This window comes from Pelagimonas phthalicica, assembly GCF_004364805.1.
GTDB lineage: Bacteria > Pseudomonadota > Alphaproteobacteria > Rhodobacterales > Rhodobacteraceae > Pelagimonas > Pelagimonas phthalicica.
On sequence record NZ_SOAP01000002.1, the window covers coordinates 450,483 to 469,362 of the forward strand.

General features: G+C 55.4%; 14 protein-coding genes. 8 read left to right on the plus strand and 6 right to left on the minus strand.

Annotated elements, in window-relative coordinates; all coding sequences use genetic code 11:
* Positions 1–120: 120 nt before the first annotated feature.
* Together CLV87_RS12270 and CLV87_RS12275 are read right to left on the minus strand one after the other, a co-directional pair.
* The gene (locus CLV87_RS12270) at positions 121–2,013 is read right to left on the minus strand and encodes a BTAD domain-containing putative transcriptional regulator (RefSeq protein WP_166652748.1); all 1,893 of its coding nucleotides are present in this window, start codon (positions 2,011–2,013) and stop codon (positions 121–123) included.
* Between the two features lie 313 nt (positions 2,014–2,326).
* A complete protein-coding gene (locus tag CLV87_RS12275; protein WP_099245695.1) occupies positions 2,327–3,256 on the minus strand; it encodes a LysR family transcriptional regulator in 930 nt (309 codons plus the stop codon).
* Positions 3,257–3,359: 103 nt separating this feature from the next.
* Between CLV87_RS12275 and CLV87_RS12280 the strand changes: the two genes are divergently transcribed.
* The 5 genes from CLV87_RS12280 to CLV87_RS12300 are packed head-to-tail and all read left to right on the plus strand — an operon-like array spanning position 3,360 to position 8,645.
* On the plus strand, positions 3,360–4,607 hold the full coding sequence (locus CLV87_RS12280) for an NAD(P)/FAD-dependent oxidoreductase (RefSeq protein ID WP_099245697.1): 1,248 nt from the start codon (positions 3,360–3,362) through the stop codon (positions 4,605–4,607).
* A gap of 37 nt (positions 4,608–4,644) precedes the next feature.
* Complete coding sequence (locus CLV87_RS12285) at positions 4,645–5,628, plus strand: TRAP transporter substrate-binding protein (RefSeq protein WP_099245699.1); 984 nt, start codon at positions 4,645–4,647, stop codon at positions 5,626–5,628.
* Positions 5,629–5,682: 54 nt separating this feature from the next.
* Positions 5,683–6,396: a TRAP transporter small permease gene (locus CLV87_RS12290; protein WP_099245701.1), complete on the plus strand. Its 714-nt coding sequence runs from the start codon at positions 5,683–5,685 to the stop codon at positions 6,394–6,396.
* On the plus strand, positions 6,396–7,709 hold the full coding sequence (locus tag CLV87_RS12295) for a TRAP transporter large permease (protein WP_099245703.1): 1,314 nt from the start codon (positions 6,396–6,398) through the stop codon (positions 7,707–7,709). The genes CLV87_RS12290 and CLV87_RS12295 overlap by 1 nt, the downstream gene beginning before the upstream one ends.
* 3 nt (positions 7,710–7,712) lie before the next feature.
* Positions 7,713–8,645 carry a hypothetical protein gene (locus tag CLV87_RS12300; RefSeq protein ID WP_133840772.1) on the plus strand — a complete coding sequence of 311 codons (933 nt, stop codon included), beginning with the start codon at positions 7,713–7,715 and terminating at the stop codon, positions 8,643–8,645.
* Positions 8,646–8,802: 157 nt separating this feature from the next.
* Here CLV87_RS12300 and CLV87_RS12305 read toward each other — a convergent pair whose 3' ends face one another.
* The 4 genes from CLV87_RS12305 to CLV87_RS12320 all read right to left on the minus strand — a co-directional run bounded on the left by CLV87_RS12305 (position 8,803) and on the right by CLV87_RS12320 (position 13,461).
* Positions 8,803–10,119, minus strand: a complete 1,317-nt coding sequence (locus CLV87_RS12305) for an OmpP1/FadL family transporter (protein ID WP_133840773.1) — start codon at positions 10,117–10,119, stop codon at positions 8,803–8,805.
* A gap of 67 nt (positions 10,120–10,186) precedes the next feature.
* The gene (locus CLV87_RS12310) at positions 10,187–11,053 is read right to left on the minus strand and encodes a DMT family transporter (RefSeq protein WP_099245709.1); all 867 of its coding nucleotides are present in this window, start codon (positions 11,051–11,053) and stop codon (positions 10,187–10,189) included.
* Between the two features lie 85 nt (positions 11,054–11,138).
* Complete coding sequence (locus CLV87_RS12315) at positions 11,139–13,001, minus strand: phosphatidylglycerol lysyltransferase domain-containing protein (RefSeq protein ID WP_133840774.1); 1,863 nt, start codon at positions 12,999–13,001, stop codon at positions 11,139–11,141.
* A 148-nt stretch (positions 13,002–13,149) separates the two neighbouring features.
* Complete coding sequence (locus tag CLV87_RS12320; protein ID WP_099245713.1) at positions 13,150–13,461, minus strand: DUF1476 domain-containing protein; 312 nt, start codon at positions 13,459–13,461, stop codon at positions 13,150–13,152.
* A gap of 182 nt (positions 13,462–13,643) precedes the next feature.
* On the opposite strand from CLV87_RS12320, the gene purC reads away from it, so the two are divergent.
* The 3 genes from purC to CLV87_RS12335 all read left to right on the plus strand — a co-directional run bounded on the left by purC (position 13,644) and on the right by CLV87_RS12335 (position 18,868).
* A complete protein-coding gene (purC, locus tag CLV87_RS12325) occupies positions 13,644–14,405 on the plus strand; it encodes a phosphoribosylaminoimidazolesuccinocarboxamide synthase (RefSeq protein WP_099247736.1) in 762 nt (253 codons plus the stop codon).
* A 61-nt stretch (positions 14,406–14,466) separates the two neighbouring features.
* Positions 14,467–16,581: a S1 family peptidase gene (locus CLV87_RS12330; RefSeq protein ID WP_099245715.1), complete on the plus strand. Its 2,115-nt coding sequence runs from the start codon at positions 14,467–14,469 to the stop codon at positions 16,579–16,581.
* Positions 16,582–16,690: 109 nt separating this feature from the next.
* On the plus strand, positions 16,691–18,868 hold the full coding sequence (locus tag CLV87_RS12335; RefSeq protein WP_099245717.1) for a right-handed parallel beta-helix repeat-containing protein: 2,178 nt from the start codon (positions 16,691–16,693) through the stop codon (positions 18,866–18,868).
* Positions 18,869–18,880 lie beyond the last annotated feature (12 nt).

The following is an 18,880-nucleotide window of genomic DNA, read 5'->3' on the forward strand; positions in this document are numbered from 1 at the left end:
AAACGTAAATCCTGCAGTCTCTGGCAAGTCAGGTATTCCAAACCTGTCCAGATCAGCGACTGTGAGGCACCAAAAACAACAAACCCAATGCGAAACCGAGATCGCATTGTCGACGCATTGTCAGTCCGGCAATCCGGCTGAAATCAGTTTTTGCGCATAATCCGCCCGGTCGCGGGCATGGCGATATCCATGGTTGCCCTTAAAGGTTTCAACCGAGAATTCCGGCGCAATCGAGTTGTGGTGTTCGACGAGAAAACGCGCATCATCGACGCGATCCAGCGATACAAGCGAGGCAATCGTCGCACGTGTGTTCGAACTGTAATTCGGCGCACGACGGAAGCATGACAGGCCATATCGCGCCGCCTCTTCGTAGTTTTCGTTCACGTAATGCGCGACAGAAAGAAAATGTTCATTGCGGAACAGGAACGGGTCTGCTGGCGAAAGGGAAAACGCCCTTTCTGCGTGGTCCAAGGCCAATTCAGGCTCGCCCCCATAGGCCAGCGTCGGAACAGTCCAGATCAAGGTTTCGGAATCGTTGGGGGACAGGCGCACCGCACGTTCAAACAGGTTGAAAGAGCTGTCATAGTCGCGATCCAGCGTGATTTTGTTATGCCCCCACATCGCCAGGGCGCGCCCGTTTTGCGGCGTCAAAGCAACGGCGCGGCGGGAATGCTGTTCCAGGTGATGACGTTCGGCATCAGCATTGGCTGACCAACCTTGCCAGAGGTTGATGGCATACCATTCCGCCAAGACCGTATGGCCCGGCCCAAAATGTGGATGTTTGGTTTGCACCACATCCAGAATGCGCTTGGCCTCGGAAAAATCGCTGCGCCCAAGCGAGAACATCAGGTTCTTGGCGCGCAAGACATAGTGATGCGGTTCCAACTCTTCGAGCGGAAGAACCTCGGAGCGTTCCAATTCCGCGATATTCAGCGAGGGTTCGATCGCAAGGCTGATTTGCTCGGCCAATGAGACGCTTTCAAGCAGCAAGGCCTCGGGGTCAAGTGCCAAAGTCGTCGCCCACAGGATCCGCTCATCATCAACGCCCACCATTTGCACCGAGAGTTGAACCTTGGGTCCTGCAGCCGTGATCGAGCCGGTCACAACATAATGCGCGCCAAGGTCATGTTCGATATCCGAAATTCTGGGCGGGTTATCGATATAGTGGCGCGTGCTGTTGCTAGAGATCACGCCGGGCGATTTAAACGCCGCCAAATGGCAGGTGATCTGTTCAAGCAGCGCCAGGACCTGAAAGCGCGAAATATTGGTCGGCCCAAGCCGTTCAAACGGCAGCACAGCAACCATGGTCAGTTTGCGTTTTTCTGCCGGGCGGGCAGGGCGCTCGATCCTCTGGATCGTATCCGGTGGACCGTACGGACCAGACAATTTGATTTTCGCCACGAGTTGCTGCGTCTCGGGCGAGGGTTCCCCGCCCAGCTCTGCATCGAGCTTGTCAAAGAAATCGCGGTACACCCGCAATGCCGTGGCATTGTCGTTCATCGCGGCGTGGCAGGCCATTTGAGCCTGCACGGCCTTTTCGTTGTACTCATCCAACGAAAGAACGGTTTCGGCCATGCGCAAACGTTGCTCAATCGCGATATTGGGTGCGGAAAACTGGCGTTCCAGCACCTCAACCAATTGCATTTCGAGCTTGCCAAGCAGGCCATGCAACCAGTCGTCAAAATCGTTGGAAACACCATCCAAGGGGCGGAGCATTTCGCGCAGATTTGCAGCCCAGTCCTGATGGCTTTTCTCAAAAACACCGTCGCGAATGGTATCAAACACCGTATCCGCATCGGTTCTGAGCACACAGTCGGCAAAGCCGATGGAACTGCCATTCGTTTCCAGAACCGTGTCTGCAGCCTCCCCCAACTGACGTCTAAGCTGCGACAGCGCTTGGCGCAACGAAGCGCGGGCATTGGCCTGTGAGGTATCCGGCCACAGCAAGGCAGCGATCACATCGCGATGATTATGTGAGTGTGGCTCAAACGCCAAATAGGTTACAAGGGCCATTGTCTTTTTGCCCTTGATTGTCAGCTCCTTGCCATCAAAGAAAGCGCTCCAAACAGGTTGAAGATTTACCTCAATTAGCGTTCTGGTCACTGTATTCAGCTTCAATCTTGCATGTTCCCCTTTGCAAGTTTGCATTCAGACCGACCAATTGGTCAAGTTTTCCAATGGGAACGTAGTGCACTAATGCACATGTGATGCAAAAACGCCTGCGGTCCGGTCAATCTGCAGTTGCAAGTGGAGATCCTCTGGTGTTCGGAACTGTCGACTTTCCTGAAAACTCATAAGTCACGCACTCTTAGATCATTTTCTAAGCTCACACCTTGTCGCGCGAGAGTTTTCGCAAGCTGCCGGTCGCGGAATAGGGCTCCAACTCTTGTAACAAATAGGCCAAAAACTCCTTACCCACTTGTGACAAGGGGCGTGTGGCCGATGTAATGACCGCCAGATCCATTGTGATACGGGGTTCAAAATCGCGCGCGACAAAGCGGTCGTCGTAATCGAATTCCAGCCCGAACCGATCCAAGAGTGACACGCCCATTCCTTCTTTAACAAAGCTCAACAAGTTTTTGAAAAGGTGTGAGTTTACGCGCGTCTTGAGCGGGACATCAGCCTTTTCAAACACATCGCGAAGCCGACGTTGGGTAATGTGATCAGGGCCCATAACGATAAAGGGCTCGCCGCGCAAAAGCTCCGGCGTGAGAACTTCATACGCGGCCAATGGATTGTCGCGGTGCAAGGCGACCTTGGTTTCCACATGCAGCGGATAAACATTCAGCGTGTCATACAGCATCGGCATCTCGCAGATCCCGATCTCAAACAAACCGGACAACACCCATTCCTGGATCTTTGAGCTGTATTGCGACTGAAATGAAATATTCATGTCCGGGCGCGTTCTGGCGAATTCGGCGATGGTCCGCGGCATAAATCCAAAGGACATGGAGTGTTGCGAAGCAACCTGCAATTGACCGGCTTGCTTGTTTTGCAGATCAACTACCGTCTGCGTCACGTGATCCAACCCGCGCACCACAGTATCGACTTCACGATACATCAACTCCGCCTCAGGTGTCGGGACAAGCCGTCCATGCAGACGCTCAAACAGTTTGAGGCCGGTCTGGCGTTCAAGCTCTGCCAAGAGGTTTGAAATACCCGGCTGAGAGATTCCCAGCGCCTCGGCGGCACCGGTCACGGTTCCCACCTCGACAATAGCGTGAAAGGCCTGCAACTGTCTGAATCGAAGTCTCATTCGGGATGGATATCATTTTTCCTAATGGATGTTCCACAAATTTGTATTGGAAATGATATCGCACCCCTGCCAGACTTCGAATCTCAACAGGGGAAGCTGGTTAATGAATTCAAAGCATGTCGTCATCGTAGGGGCTGGGATCGTGGGTGCTGCCTCGGCCATTTGGCTGAGACGCGCGGGATTCGACGTGACGCTCCTCGACAAAGGCACACCGGGCATGGGGGCCTCTTACGGGAATGGCTGCATTTTGGCACGTTGTTCTATTGTCCCGGTGACGGGTCCCGGCCTTTTGGCCAAGGGGCCGGTTTACCTGGCCAATCCAGATTTTCCGCTATTCATGCGTTGGAGTTATGCGCCCAAGCTGATCCCCTGGCTGGTGAAATATCTTGGTCACGCCAATACTGCGGATACGCGTCGCATCAGCCAAGGTTTGAACACCATTGTCGGTGACAGCCTTGAACAGCACCAGGCGCTGACAGCTGGGACAGATGCGGCCAAATGGGTGCAGGAAAGCCAATACAACTTTGCCTATGCGAACCGCGCTGCCTTTGAAGCAGATGCCTTTACCTGGCAGTTGCGCGAAGAGGCCGGGTTTGTTCCCGAGATCATCGAGGGTGCGGCAGTTCAGGAGGCCGAGCCGATCCTGGGTAAAAATACTCAGCTTCTGGCAATCATGAAGGACCATGGCTTTATCCATAATCCCGGCTCTTATGTGCAGGATCTTGTCAAACTGCTTGAGGAACTGGGCGGCAAGTTTATCCAGGCCGAAGTCAAAGATTTCGAGATGAGCGGCGGCCAGATCAGTGCTGTCGATACAAGCGAAGGCCGCATTCATTGTGATAAGGCGATTGTGTCATCCGGGGTCTGGTCAAAACCCCTGATGGAGAAACTGGGCCTGTCTGTCCCGCTTGAGGCGGAACGCGGCTATCACATTGTTTTCAAAGAGCCGAGCCAACGCCCCAACAACCCGATGATGTTGTCAGCAGGCAAATTTGTGGCCACATCTATGGATCAAGGGGTGCGTTGTGCAGGCATCGTCGAATTTGGGGGCCTGACCGAGCAACGGTCAAAAGCGCCGCTCAAACTGTTGCGCCGCAAGGTTCAGGAGTTCTTTCCAGACCTCACCTATGAAAGCGCCGAAGAATGGCTTGGCTATCGCCCGGCACCAACCGACAGCCTGCCATTGATTGGCGAAGTCAAAAACAGCGGCGTCTTCACGGCCTTTGGCCATCATCATATCGGCTTGACGGGCGGGCCTAAGACGGGTCGTCTTGTGGCGGATATGATCGCCGGAAACCATTCAAACCAAGATTTGCGTCCCTTCGAACCCATGCGGTTCGCAGCGAAGTAATAGCCAAGAAAAGTGCACCAATTCAGGGAGAAACAAAATGAACGCACTGTCCAAAAAACTGAACACCGCTGCAGCGGCCGTCGCTCTCGCGATTGCCGGTAGCGCAGTTGCCGCTGAAAAGTGGGATATGCCTATGGCCTATGCGGCAACCAACTATCACTCTGAAATGGGTGTGGTTTTCGCCGATAAGGTTCGGGAATATACCGGTGGCGACATCGATATCACCGTTCATCCGGGCGGATCTCTGTTCAAAGGGGGCGAAATCAAGCGCGCCATTCAGACAGGTCAGGCTCCGATTGGCGAACGTTTCATGTCCGCTCATGCCAACGAAGCGCCGCTTTTGGGCTGGGACAACCTGCCTTTCATCGCAACCTCTTATGAAAACAACGAAAAGCTTTGGGCCGCCGCCAAAGACAAGGTCAACGCGCAGCTTTCCGACCTGAACCTCGTTGCGCTTTACACCTGCCCATGGCCGGGTCAGGGCTTTTACTTCAAGAAAGAAGTCGGCTCTTCCAAGGATACACAAGGGGTCAAGTTCCGCTCCTACAACACCGCCACGGCGACTTTTGCCGAAGAGCTGGGCATGGTCCCGGTTCAGGTCGAGGCCGCAGAACTGAGCCAGGCTTTGGCGACTGGCGTGGCTGAGGCCTTTATATCTTCCGGTTCAACCGGTTATGACCGCAAGGTTTGGGAACACCTGTCTCACTATTACAAAGTGAACGCTTGGCTGCCGCGAAACTATGTCATGGTCAACAAAGGCATCTGGGAAGGTCTCAGCGCCGACACCCAGGCCGCGATCCAGAAAGCGGCTGACGAAACCGGCGCGGCTTGCTCGGCGAAATCTGCGGAACTGGCCAACTGGTATTTCGAACAGCTCGAAGCCAATGGCATGAAGGTGACAGATGCCGGTCCGGACTTCCTGGCTGAGCTGGAAGCCATCGGTGAAAAAATGACGGCTGACTGGCTTTCCGAAGTCGGGGCAGACGGTCAGGCAATCCTAGACGCCTATAACGCAAACTAAGCGAACAGGCGGCCCGTTTCACCTACGGGCCGCTCTTACGACAGGGACAAATATATGCGAGATTGGCAACCTTTTCTGGGGCTGCCCTTATGGGTGTGGCTCTTTGTTTTTCCGACATGTCTGGCGCTTTATTGCTTTTGGCAGGGACCAAAAGCGGCCAATCAGTTGCAACCTGTCTGGCGGTTGCTGGACCGGGTTTACAAGGCCTCCGGTGTTCTGGCCGCCATTTTCATGGTTGTGATCCTGTTGCTGATCATCGGGCAGATGGTTGCGCGCTGGTCCAATATGACCTTTCCGGGCTCAACGGAATATGCGGGTTATTCCATGGCCGCGACCTCGTTTTTCGCGTTGGCTTATACGCTGACCCAAGGCGGGCATATCCGGGTTTCGGTGCTGCTTAATCTCAACGAACACACCAAGTTCTGGCTGGATGCGGTCGCGATGCTCATCGCCGCAGTCACAGCCACCTATTTTGCGCGCTACGCGATCAAGACAAACATCATGTCCGAGATCCTGAACGACCGCACCCAGGGGCAAGACTTTGTTCCCGAATGGTTGCTCACTTTCTTTGCCATGTTCGCCAGTTCCCCCGCCAAATGGGGGGAAATGTGGGCCAAGACCGGTTCGGAATGGGTCTATACCCCGGTCTGGTTGCCTCAACTGCCTATGTCGATCGGAACCATTCTTTTGGCGATCGCAATCTGGGATTATCTCACGCGGCTTCTGGCCTTGCGTGAAAGTCAAATTCATTCGGAGGTGCTGGAATAATGAGCGAACTCTACGCAACAGTCATCTTCCTCTTCGTGCTCTTTGCGCTCCTTGGCGGCTCCGTCTGGATTGGGCTTGCGCTTATGGGGGTAGCCTGGGTTGGCATGGAGCTTTTCACCTCGCGCCCAGCGGGCGACGCCATGATCACAACGATCTGGACCGGAGCCTCAAGCTGGACCCTCACGGCCTTGCCGCTGTTTATCTGGATGGGCGAGATCCTGTATCGAACCCGATTATCCGAGGATATGTTTCGCGGTCTCGCGCCGTGGATGCGCTTCCTGCCCGGTGGGCTTTTGCACACCAATATTGCCGGTTGTACGATCTTTGCCGCGGTGTCCGGTTCTTCGGCGGCGACGCTTAATATGGTCGGCAAAATGTCGATCCCCGAGCTGCGCAAACGCGGCTATCCTGAGTTCATGATTATCGGCACCCTGGCCGGTGCGGCAACATTGGGTCTGATGATCCCGCCATCGCTGACGCTGATCGTGTATGGTGTGACGATCAATGAAAGCATCACCAAGCTGTTCATGGCTGGTGTCTTTCCCGGGCTCGTACTGGCGGGGCTGTTCATGCTCTACATCATCGCCTGGCACTTTGCCTATAAAAGTCAGCGCCCCGAGGCAGAACCGGCCATGTCGCTTGGAAAGATGTTTGCCGAAAGTCGCTTTTTGCTGCCGCTGTTTGGTTTGGTCTTTGTGGTCATCGGCTCGATGTATCTGGGCTATGCCACGGCGACCGAAGCGGCCGCTGTCGGAGTCGTCGGTGCATTGGCCTTGTCTGCCTTGCAGGGGTCTTTGGGGTGGGAAACCTTTCGTGACAGCCTGATGGGCGCGACAAAAACCTCGGCGATGATCGCATTCATTCTGATGGGAGCGGCGTTCCTGTCGCTATCCATGGGCTTTACCGGCCTGCCACGCGCCCTGGCCGAAATGATCGATGGATGGGGCCTGTCTCCGGTGGCATTGATTGCGGTTCTGACGATCTTCTACCTCATCCTTGGCATGTTCATGGACGGGCTTTCTTCGGTTGTTCTGACCATGGCGATTGTCGAGCCGATGATCCGTCAGGCCGGTATTGATGTGATCTGGTTCGGGATCTTCCTAGTTGTGGTGATTGAAACCGCGCAGGTGACGCCGCCCATTGGCTTCAACCTGTTTGTCCTTCAAGGCATGACGCGCCACGAAATCGGTTACATCGCCAAGACAGCGATCCCGATGGTGGGGCTGATGTTGGTGATGGTTGTGATCCTGGTGGTCTGGCCAGAACTGGCCACATGGCTGCCCGACAATATTCGTCAGGGGCCAGGTGGCTAAACCTTGCTTGGCTTACTGCGCCTCCTGGCGCGACACGGACGTTTTGTTCTGATTGCCGGACTTGTGGCGGGATTGCTCCTGCCACAAGTTGCCGCGTTTCTACGCCCCTGGCTAAGTGAGCTAGTTCTGGCTTTGCTCTGTCTCAACGCCATTCGGATCGGTTTACCGGATGCCTTGCGCGGGTTGAGGAGTTTCAAAAGCACTTTAACCCTCGTTTTGGCCTATCAGTTGGGATTGCCGCTGGCGCTTTTGTTGGCGGCGTGGGCTGCGGGCCTACATCATTCACCGGTTGTCATCACAGGCCTTCTTGTCTTGGCCGCACCGCCCGTAACCGCGGCGCCGAATATGTCGGTCATGCTTGGTCATGCGCCTGAACCCGCCTTTCGCGTGCTGACATTGGGTACGCTGCTTATGCCGCTGACGATCTTACCGATTTTTTGGGTCTCGCCAGCCTTGGGGAATTGGCAAGAAGCTCTGGACGCCGCAGTCACATTGGGCCTATCGCTGACCGCCGCCGTGGCGATTGGGTTTTTGGGCCGCGCGGTGTTCAAACCAAAGATGCGCGCCGAAGAAACCCAAGTGCTTGATGGTGTCATCTCAGTGACGCTGGCGGTCATCGTCATTGGCTTGATGAGCGCCATCGCCCCCATGTTATCCAAAGCACCCGGTCAGGTGGTGGCTTGGTTACTGTTCGCCTTTGCGCTCAATTTTGGGGCTCAGATTGCTGCGTTCTTCGCACTGAAAAGATGCGGATACAAAAAGGAGCGCGTGCCCTTTGCAATTGTATCCGGGAACCGAAACGTGGCGCTTTTCCTTGTGGCATCAAGCTTTACTCAAACACCCGAATTCTTGATCTTTCTCGGGTGTTACCAGTTTCCAATGTACCTCACGCCGATCCTGATGAAGCCAATCTATTCATCGCAAAATGTGGGCTGAACCATCGGAGCGGGTAGGCGCTACCAGAAGCTCTGGGCGGAAACCCTGCGCTCATCCAAAAGAAACGCGTTTTTCCAAAGCGAAGGATCCAACACATAAGCACTAAAAAAACACCCAAGCCCGAACTTGGGTGTTTTCATTTGCGTTGAAATCCAGCTTAGAAGGACATGCTCAGTGACACGCCGACACCAAAAGCAGAGTTGCCTTCAAACTTGGTGCCGCTCGCGTCTTCGGCATCACCGAGCTTCACATACTCCATCCCGCCTCGGATCTTGATGTTGTCTTTGGTGTACTGACCACCAACACCGAAGGCGAACATACCGTCTGTGGGTGCCAAACGAGATGCTACGCCGCCGTTCGACTTTTCATAGCGAACCTGCGCAAAACCCGAGGTGTAATCTGTAAATTTGCGACCGACACCAAGGCGGTAGGTGATGGTGTCATTGTCAAACCCGGTGATTTCAGAACCGGTCAGATCAGAATACTCAGGCGGGCGTACTTCCCATTTCGACCATTCCGTCCATTTGATGCTGCCAAACACAAGAGTGTCTTTTGCAACGCCCGACTGAAAGTCGAGTGTCAAAGACTGGGGCATCTCAACTTCGGTTTTTGTATCGGCACCGATACCGAGGCCCGGCAAAGCTTCCCGTGTATCGAATGTGTGCGTGATCGCACTTTCATATGTCAAAGCGACACGAAGTGCGATTTCCTGCTTTTCGTACGCGGCACCAACGACATAGCCCCAATCGCCGGTCTTGTCGCCCTTGGCGGTGTAATCAAGAATGTTTGGAGCAGCGCCTGCGCCGCCGCCATAGGCGGCCAACACGCCGTTCAGTTGCGCAGCCGTTCCAACCGCGGTCAAATACTGAGTGTGCAGCGGATGCAACGGATCTGCGGCACCCAACCCGGCCAAAGTATCAGCGGCGGTTTGCGCTTCGTCTGCACCGGCTTGAACCCGAGGCGCAAAAAACTGGCCGGGAATTACGATGTTGGCATCGCTTTGAACGTAGCGAAAACCGCCATAGACCGAGAAACGATCTGTTACGCCATAACGAAGGATGGCTGCGATCTGCTTGCTGTCCCATTCTGCGGCCAACCCAGTATATGCTCCGGCAGTATATTCCGCGTCAGCCCCGTAAGCATCGTTCAAGAAAAGCCCAAACGACAAACGTTCGCCAAAGTCACCCTTGTAGGATGCAGACGTCGCGACGTAGTTCTTAGACATGTTTCCTGTCGACCCACCGCCCACATAGTCACCAGAAACCCTGGGGTTCACAAAGGTCGCCGAAACAGAAGCCTGATGGCCATCCTGAAACAAAATACCGTAATCGTTGCTCGCGCGCTCAATGCCAGCGGCGGATGCGGCTGACGCTGTCGCTATGACCGCGCCTGCGGTCCAGAGTGTTTTTTTCATATCTTCCCTCGTCCCGGTTTTCGGGTTGTCTCCAAGCATTATGGTAAAAGCACCATTCAAGCCCGGTCAATTTTGACTATACGTAAAGGTGACGTGGTTCGACGCTGCGTCACGTTTTTGTAACACTCTAAGAGTGCGCTTTTCGCGTCTCAAACCAGATATTGGTGTAGTTGGCCGCAAAGATGATCAAAGCGCCAAGAAAAACAAAGCCATCCAACGGTTCCTGATACAGCAACATCCCGACCAGGGCGATCACGGGCAGGCGGGTGAAATCGATTGGGATCACGACGGTTGCGGGCGCGAGGCCCAGCGCTGTTGTCAGGCAGAAATGCGCAACAAGGCCCGCGACCGAGATCAAAACCACCCAAGGCAATGAATCCAGCGAGGGCAGGGCAATATCGCCATCATACCCAGCGCAGATAAGCCCCATCCCTGCCTGCATCAGTGTCAGCCAGAACAGGATATTGGTGATCGAGGTCTTGCGCGTCAAAAGCCGTGTGAACACCGCAGAGCCCGCAAAGCCTATCGCGGCCAGCGCAGCTGCGAGTTGGCCAAAGCTGAGATTGTCGGCTTCGGGACGGGTGACGATCAGAATGCCAATAAAGCCGATAAGGGCTGCGAGGACGCGGTTGAGGCTGAGCCGTTCTTGCAAGACCAAGGGGCTGAGCAGCAAAACCCAGATGGGTGAGGTGAATTCGAGCGCAAAGACCTGGGCAAGGGGGATGACCGTCAGGGCAAAGAACCACAGGTTTTGCCCGGTGAAATGTGCGAGGTTGCGTAGGAAATGCAGTCCCAAATTAGAGCGCTCGATTTGGTGGCGGGTGCCGACAATGTGCGAGACGCTTAAGACGATCACGATCCCGATCAGCGAGCGATACATCATGATCTCAAACGTATCGAGATCCAGGCTCACCGCCCGTCCGGCAATGGCCATGGAGGTGAAAGACAGGATCGCTCCGGTCATCCAGAGGCTCGCCTTGAGAATGTTGCTCATGTGATACCTCTATTCCGCGCGCTTGTCTGACAGAGCAGAGGGTACTGGGAATAGCAAGCCCATCCGAGTGGATTTACGTATGAACTTATCCGGTTTCGCGCAGCTTTGTTAGACATGGCAAAGGTGCAGTTTCCCCCGTGATCAAGGCGTCAACCTGCCAGCGTTCGGCGGTTGTGTAAGGTATGGCGGGTGGACGCAACACGGTGCGCATGATGTCCAGCGCGCATATGATCAACGCCATTCTGTTGGGCGCGGCCATGTATAATGGCCGCCAGCGTGGCGCAAAGCTGGCTTTGAAACGGGTCAGACCCGGCGGCAAACTTAGACGCTTGGCAAGGTGCGGGTGTGGCACGGCGGCAAGGCAAACCTCGTCAATTTCTCGCTCCTGCGCCCATGTGATCATGTAATCCATCAACCCATGCATGGTTCCGTTTGGAATATCAGACCGATGGCGCATGAGGTCGAGGCTTAGGACGCCCGGTGCACTCAGCCCCGAGATAAAGCCGATCAGCACACCATTCTGATAGGCCCCGAACAAAGGCTTATCCAGAAGGTAGAGCGGACAAAACCGGCCCATGGTCAGCCCACGTTCCTGACCGTGCTGTTCCTCCCATTCCTTATGAATGGCATGCAAGGAGGGCCAGTCAGGGGCGTCTATCGGAGCAAAGACCACCTTGGCCTTGCTGGCCTTACGCAAGAAACGCCGTAACTGGCGCCTTTCTGGGCCGGTTGTGCTGTAGCTGCGCGTATCGATAACCGCCTCATGCGCTATGGCGGTGACGGTCCAACCGTTCTTGCGGGCCTGAACCGCATCTTGGGCGGTGACTTTGTAAAGGCAGGCATGACGATTTTGCGTAAAGGCCCGGCGGCGCAGGGGCGTGAGGAGCTCTGCAATCTGGCCCCGGCTCGGCCCTAGAAACAGGGCTAAGCTTTGCGGCGTTTCCAGCAATTCGGCCTCAGCCGTTTTTTGGCGCAGGCCCTGTGTTCTGGATTGACGCGTGATAGCATGTTCCGCCCGCGAACCCTGCTGGACAAGGGGCTGCACGATTTCCAGGTCAGGTGTTTCAACACGCCCCAAAGCCGCATAGGTCAATCCTGCGATGCAGGGAATAACGTAATAGACCAGCCGAAAGGCGATCAGGGCCGCAGCCAGTCCCGCGACATCGGATGCGGGGATAAGCGCCAACAAGGCCAATTCAAACGGTCCAACGCCACCGGGGGTGCCGCCCATCATGCCGGCCCCCAGGGCCAAGGCAAAAGCTGCCACAAGAATTGGCAGCGAGGGCGCAATCTCTGGCGGCAGCAACAGGTGAAGCGCGAGACCGGCAAAGATCAGGTCGCACCCTGCAAGCAACGTCATCTGGGACATGGCGCGCAGGCTGGGGAGGTTGAGTTTGAAGCCAAACAGCCTCAATTCCGGATAGCACAACAAAACGCCACCGAACCCAAGGGCCGCGATTGGAAACAACAGAAAGGCAAGCCAGGATTGCCCGATGAGCAAGGGCAGGGCGATTGTCGCACTGAGCAAGGCCCAAGCGCTCAGAAAACCAAGCGTGACAAACCCGGTGACACGGGCGATTTGGGCATGTCCCAAGGCGGGCATCAACCGCCAGCGAATAGCTGCGCCGATGACGGGGCCAAAACCTGTGGTCTGACCAATGGCGATGGCGGCGGCCCCGGCGTGGCGGGCCGCGCGTGCCGGCATAGCTGTGCCGAAATGGCGATGTGCGATCACGTCATACTGCGCCACCGCCCAAAAGCTGATCACGCTTGCCAAAAGGGCTGCAGCCCAACGCCAATGCGGGATTGCCTCAAACGATTGCTGGACAGCGAACCAATCCAGGTCTTGGGTCTTGGTCCACAATAACCCCATAAAGCCCAGGCCAATCGCCAAGGGCAGCAGGCGTTTGACCACATCGCCCGATTGCAAGAGTTTTGATTTGACCACCACACCACTCCACTCAAGTTGCCAAAGGTTTAGCAGTCAGAGTGCTTTGCGCGGGTTAATGCTACATTTTGAATATGTGGAATTGTTCACAAAAACAAAAAGGCACCCTAACGGGTGCCTTTCAAATTGTTCTGTCAAAGTGTCTAGATCAGACTTCGTTGACCATCTGCTCTTTGGCGACCAGCAGCAATTCCGCCATTTTTGCGCGAATTTCTTCGGCGGTCACATCGCCCATATCGCCAACAACCTTGCGCACGACATCCTCGTGGCCGGCTTCTTCAAAGTCAGCAACGATGACTTCTTTGGCATATGCTTCGGCTTCGTCACCGGTTTTGCCCATCTTTTCAGCGGCCCAAAGACCCAGCAGCTTGTTGGCGCGGGCCTGTGCCTTGAAGTTCATTTCTTCGTCATGCGCGAACTTGTTTTCGAATGCGCTTTCACGCTCGTCGAAGGTTGTCATTGATTTGGCTCCCTCGGGATGAATGTTTCCTTTTCGATATGTGACAACTTGCGCTTGGGTGCAAGTGCCGAAGCGCCGCAGATGCCACAATGCTTGCGGCTGAGCCCAGCTTGGCCTATGTGTGCGCCACCCGCAATGCAGGGCGTTTGGCCCCTCTGCGACCTGATATGGAAAGGGCTCCGATGACACGGCGCAAAAAGATCTACGAAGGCAAGGCAAAAACCCTGTATGAAGGGCCGGAGCCGGGCACGATTGTGCAGTATTTCAAGGATGACGCCACCGCGTTCAACGCCGAAAAGAAAGATGTCATCGAGGGCAAGGGCGTGTTGAACAACATGCTGAGCGAATATTTCATGACCGGCCTTGGTGCTGTGGGGGTACCGACCCATTTCATCAAACGTCTGAACATGCGCGAACAGCTGGTCCGTGCCTGTGAGATCGTGCCGCTTGAAGTGATCGTACGCAATTATGCCGCGGGCTCGATCTCCAAACGTTTGGGCATCGAAGAAGGCACCGCCATGCCGCGCCCGATTGTGGAATATTGCTATAAGGATGATGCGCTGGGGGATCCGCTGGTCACCGAAGAGCATATCGCCGCCTTTGGCTGGGCCAGCCAGCAGGATATGGACGATATCGTCGCGCTGGCCTTGCGGGTCAATGATTACCTGTCGGGTCTGATGTATGGTGTTGGCATCCGTCTGGTCGATTTCAAAATCGAAATTGGCCGCATCTATGAAGGGGATTTCCAGCGCCTGGTCGTGGCTGATGAAATCAGCCCCGACAGCTGCCGCCTGTGGGATATTGAAACCGGTCAAAAGCTGGACAAGGACGTGTTCCGCCGTGATCTCGGCAGCTTGACTGACGCCTACACCGAGGTGGCCAAACGTCTGGGTGTTATGCCCAAACAGGCAAACCCGGTCAGCAAGCCGACCCTGATCAATTAAGCAGCTTTGGCCGTTTGGGCCCGCTATGCTAGACTAAGCGCATTCGCCCAGGGAGGTTTGAATGCGCTTTTTTATTGCTCGCTTTTGTTCTGCCTTGTTGTGTTTTTCGGCGGCCTTGCCAGTTTCGGCGCAGGACATAGAATTTGACCCCGCCGATTATGGCAAGATCATCGTCGCCCCGCGCCAATCGGCTCAAGGCAATTTGATCCTGGAACAGGCCTTTGGCTCGTATCAGAACGAACCCGTGGCCATCTATTCTGAAAACAGCGCCGCGCGTCGTTTGGGTGTCCCAGTCGGGCGGCTGGACATTTTCAGCGACAATAACAAGCTCGGGTTTTGCACGGCTTTTATTGTCGATGACAGCCATGTGGTGACCAACAATCACTGCATTCCCGGCATTGGCAGCGCCCGTGTTGTCAGCGCGCAATTGGTTATGGGGTTCACGGATCAGGCCCTGGGGCAGGGGGCGAAGAAATTTCAGGTGCTCACCGACCCGGTCGAAACCAATCGAGAGCTGGATTACAGCGTGCTTAAGGTCTTTGGAAACCCGTCCGAAGAATTCGGCACTGTGACCTTGACCGATGCTGAGCCTCCAAATGGCGGGTTCCTTTGGATCATTGGCCATCCAGCCGGGCAGGCGCAGCATATCAGCCGCGAGGGTTGCGCGGCGACGGACCCGGCGGTGTCTTCTGAGGGTAAACTGGTTCATAGCTGTGACACGCTGGTCGGAAATTCCGGATCGCCGGTTTTCAACATCCTCGATCAGACCGTGGTCGGCCTGCATCATGCTGGTGATAGCCGCACGGGCTTTAACTATGCCATTCCGATGCAGCGGATCTTGCAAGACAGTCAGGTCTTGCCTGCGCTGTTGCCCTTGAAAGAAGGGCCGGTCGCGGCGCTGCCAGAAGCGGATGAGGCCTGCAATGTCATGTGGCAGGAAAACTCGAACGCGGGCTGTGAGGCGTTGATTGCGTTTCAAACCGCCTGCCCAACCCATCCCATGATCACCGCGGCATCCATTCTCAAAGACCAGATTTGTCAGATCGAAGAGGATGCGAAACAAGCGGTACTGGACGAACAAGAGCTGTCCAAGCTCAAGTTGAAGACCCGGGAGATCGCATTCAAAGCCGAATTGCTGGAAACGCGTATTGAAGGCACTCAGGACCGGGTTGAAGATGTCGAACTGGTAATCCGCGAACGTGGCTATGCGACCGACCAGCTTGAGATGCGGATCAATTGGGCCGAGGCGGAAGAAGACATTCTGCCCATGCATCTGAACTTCAAGGCGGAATTGGTCGAACTCAAGGTTGATATCCGCGCAATGAAGGGGTTCGGTCGGCGGATGGCGCATGAAACGGACCCTTATTACGTGCGCGACCATCCGCAAATCATGACGAAACTTCTGACCAAATTGGAAGCTCGGGAACAAGTGATGGAGGCGATTGCCAAAGAGATCAACGACCGTTTCTTTGCCGCAAATGCCGCCTCGGGCCGGATCAGCGCCCATAAGGATGTGGCTATTCCAATGGCGGAGCTGCGCCAAACCGCCAAGACATGGATGCTTGGCCGACAAGCACTGACCGAAGAGCGTATGGAGCGTATCCGTGCTGCGCGCTCAGGGTTGGATACGCTCTATAAGGAAATGGCACAGGTCAAGTCAGATCAAGAGGCGCGACCGCAGCCGATCAAGTCGGTTATCAAAGCTCTGGAATTTGATCTGAAGGATGGTGAATTCCTCAAGCAACACTTGCAGATCTTGATCGACCTCTCGGAAAAACGCCTGCCTTTGACGCAGGAAAGCATCGATGCCTTGCCACGTATGAAGACGCAACGGGATGTCGCTTCGCTTGTGTCAAACGTGTCCTTTGATGCTTTGTTTGTGTATCGCGAGATGGCCAATATCGAAGGCGATTTGGCCCGAGAAACCGCAGAGTTTCAGGCGGTCAAAGCCAAGATAGTGGCAGATGAACAAGCCCTGGCGGGCGGCTATCATCCGGAACAGTTTCTGTTTCCGGACAAATTCAACATGGCTTTGTTGCAGAAATTTCTGGAAACCACTGATCTGTCGCGCATCGAAAAAGAAGACATCGTAACGGTCATCACCGAGAATGGCGACGATCCAGAACAACTTGCATCCATGCTAGAGGAGCTGCGGCTCGCCTTTAGCCCGTATTGATCCCGCAAGCGCGAAATTAAAACCTATGAGGCAAGGTATTCTTTACTTGGCGGAACCTTGGGGGCCGCGTTAGGCTCTGGGTAATCTATTTACATCCGGGGACATTGCCATGCGTACTCTTAGAAACGCCGCTGCTGTTTTAACAAGTTCCGTTTTTCTTGCCGCTCCGCTGGCCGCTCAGGGCCCGGCAGAGTTTGATCCAAACGATTTTGGCAAGATTGTCATTCAACCACGTCAATTGGCCGGTGGGGCCGGGGGGCTGGTGTTTGAACAGGCTTTTGGTGACTACCAAAACGAGCCAATCATCGAATATGGTGAAAACAGCCCAGCGGTGCGCTTGGGCCGCCCCATCGGGCGCCTGGACATGCTGTTTCAAAGTGGCAAGACCGGGTTTTGCACGGCCTTCATCGTGGATGAGCAGCATATCCTGACCAATCACCACTGCATTCCGGGCATGGATGGCGACGCCACCGGCCAGGTCAGCGGTGTTCAGGCGGCGCAGTTTGTCGCCGGTTTCATCAAACCGGGTCGCGCCGAAGGAACCGATCGCTACACCGTGTCGCCTCAGATCGTCGAAACCAATCGCGAGCTGGATTACACCGTGCTGCGCGTATTCGGGAATCCATCGACCAAATATGGCAAGATGGAATTGGCCATGGCCGATCCGGAAGATGCCGAATTCCTCTGGATCATTGGCCACCCGCAAGGCCAGTCCCAGCATATTTCGCGTGAAGGCTGCGCAGCCGCGACACCAGCGATTTCCGAAGAGGGCAAGCTGGTTCATAGCTGCGACACGCTGGGCGGTAATTCCGGCTCACCTGTGATCCGACTAAGCGATAAGCGTGTGGTCGGGCTGCACCATGCCGGTGACAATCGCACCGGGTTCAACATGGCAATCCCGATGACGCGAATCCTGCCACAAAGTAAGGTCTTGAAGGCCGCTGGCGGGGCTGTGGTCGCAACCGCTGCACCGGCAGTCGTGGCACCAACGCCTACAGCGCCGCCCAAAACGACACCGGTTGCCACACCGCCACCTGTGCAGGGCAATTCCTGTACTGCGCTGTGGAATGAAGCCAAGGCCGTCGGCTGCGCCGGTTACGAAGCCTATGTCGAAGAGTGCGGCACACACACTTTTGCCTCCATGGCGCGCCGTGTGATCGAGCGGGAATGTTCGGTGCCAACCGTGGCACCAGCGGAATCCGATGTTCCGGTCCTGACGGTCAAGGCCAATGGTGGTGGCGATTACTTTGAGATTGCCGATGCGGTTCAAGCCGCACCAGAAGGTGGCCGTGTCGAGGTTTTCCCCGGCACTTACACTAAAGGCATTGATGTCACCCGGTCGGTCGAAATTGTCGGCGTGGGTGCTGTCAAAGACATCGTTCTCAAGGTCGCCAATGACAATTTTGTCGAATGGACCGCAAGCTCGGGTCGTGTCTCGGGTCTGACCATGATCCAGGATGGTGGCGATTATTTCGGTTTCCACCTCGCTGGCGGCTCGGTCATCATTGAGGACAATGACATTACCTCCAAAGGACTTGGCGTTATCGCGGTGCGTGGCAATGTCGGCGGCACCATCCGTCGCAACACGATCCATGACGGCCAGCAGGGCGGGATCTTTTTGTTCGAACAGGGCAAAGCGACGATCGAAGACAACACAATCTTTGGCAACCGCCTTGCCGGTATCGAGATCAAGGAAGGTGCCGCCCCAGTGGTCCGTGGCAACAGCCTCTATGACGGCAAAGGCAGCGGAATCTTTGTGAACGAGGGCGGCACAGGTCGCTATGAAAACAACACCGTTTACAACAATGGCTTGGCCGGGATCGAGATCAAAGCCGCCAAGGATCCGCTCTTTACCGGCAATATCGTTCGCAACGGTCAGCAGGGTGGCATTCTGGTGTCGGATAAGTCCACGGCCCGGATCGAAAGCAACACAATCTATGCCAATACCTATGCCGGGATCGAAGTGACCTCTGGCGCCAACCCTGTGGTGTGGAACAACGTGTTGCGCGACGGTCAGCAGAGCGCGGTTTACATCCACAAAGAAGGCAAAGGCGTCTTTGAAAACAACAAGATCCACAACAACGCCTTTTACGGGATCTCGGTGCGCGACAACAGCAAGCCAATCGTGCGCGAGAATGAGATCTACGGCAATCTCTATGAAGGTATCCGCGTACGCCTTGGTGCCGGTGGCACCTATGAGAACAACGATCTGAGCCGGAACAAGCCCGGCGCTTTCCGGATCGAGTCGGATGCGGGCGACGTGCTGCGCATCGGCAATAAGGAATAACCGCCCCTTCAG